Below are 1256 nucleotides of genomic sequence, written 5' to 3'. Positions count from 1 at the left end.
TGCAGTGGTCAACTAATTCCGGACACCTCGATAGGTGGTTTTGACGCCATCGCCCGCTCATAAGCGGTCGGTGGCAGATAACCCAGTTTCGAGTGCAACCGTTCGTTGTTGTAAAATCCAACGATGTACTCGGTGATGTCACGAATCGCTTCAGCATGGTTGGCGTAGTCACGTCGCCATACCCGCTCCATTTTCAAGCTCAGGAAGAAGCGTTCCATTACTGCGTTATCCCAGCAATTACCTTTACGGCTCATGCTCTGCTGCATGTCGTTTCTTGCCAGTAACTCTCTATAACTGGCACTGGCATATTGGCTGCCGCGATCCGAGTGGGCAATCAGACCTGGTGGCGGTTGACGCTGTGCGATGGCCAGTTGCATCGCGGTGCACACCAGCTCTGCCGGCATGTTCGGGGCCATCGACCAGCCCACTATCTTGCGTGAGAACAAGTCCAGTACAACGGCTAGATAGAGCCAGCCACTTCGGGTTCGTATGTAGGTGATGTCAGCCACCCAAGCCTTGTTTGGTGCCGCTGGATCAAATTTGCGGTTCAGTACATTCCCGGCAACCGGCAGGTCATGATTGCTATCGGTGGTGTGTACAAATTTGCGCTTCCAGGCCGAGCGTAGCCCGTGGGCGCGCATCAAGCGGCGGATTCTATACAACCCAACAAATATGCCTTTCTCACGTAAAGCATCACGCAAAGGGCGACTGCCGTAGCAGCCACCACTTTCAGCAAAAGATGCCTTGAGTTGCACAACGACAGCACAGTTCCGGAGAACAGGCGCTTCAGCACGCTTCTGCGCTTCATAGAAACCAGAGCGACTGACGCTCAATAAACGACAGACATGCGCTAGCGAGTAAGCCTTCTGTTGCAGCTGCCGAACCAGTCGATACGTTACTTCAGCTCGCGGGCAAAGAAGGCGGTAGCCTTTTTTAAGATGTCGTTGTCCATCTTGAGCTGCCGATTTTCCTGCTCCAACTGCCGAATGCGCTGCTGTTCCGCCGTTAATGGCTTGCCGATTCCGGCCTGCCCCAGTTGCTCTGCCTCGTATTGCTGAATCCAGCGTCGAACGGCTGTCTCACCAATGTTCAGATCCTGGCAAACCTGCACAACGGTGAGTCCCTGATCCTTGATCATCTTCACGACTTGCAGCTTGAAGCTGTCGTCGAATGCCCTGCGTTTTTTAGTCATGAATAACTCCTCAATAGATGTATTTTCCACCTATCGAGGTGTCCGGGGAAATTAGACCACTGCA

1 protein-coding gene is annotated in these 1256 nt (G+C 53.2%); it reads right to left on the bottom strand.

From position 1 onward, the window contains the following. Nucleotides 1–8: 8 nt before the first annotated feature. A protein-coding gene (locus tag M9827_RS27585) for an IS3 family transposase (protein ID WP_250608374.1) occupies nt 9–1192 on the bottom strand; the annotation gives its coding sequence in 2 pieces (ribosomal slippage) (nt 9–928 and nt 928–1192; 1185 coding nt in all). Nucleotides 1193–1256 lie beyond the last annotated feature (64 nt).

The sequence above is a fragment of the Pseudomonas sp. AKS31 genome (genome assembly GCF_023634765.1).
Lineage (GTDB): Bacteria > Pseudomonadota > Gammaproteobacteria > Pseudomonadales > Pseudomonadaceae > Aquipseudomonas.
Note: the sequence above shows the minus strand (reverse complement) of the source record. Positions and strands in the feature narration are given on the sequence as shown.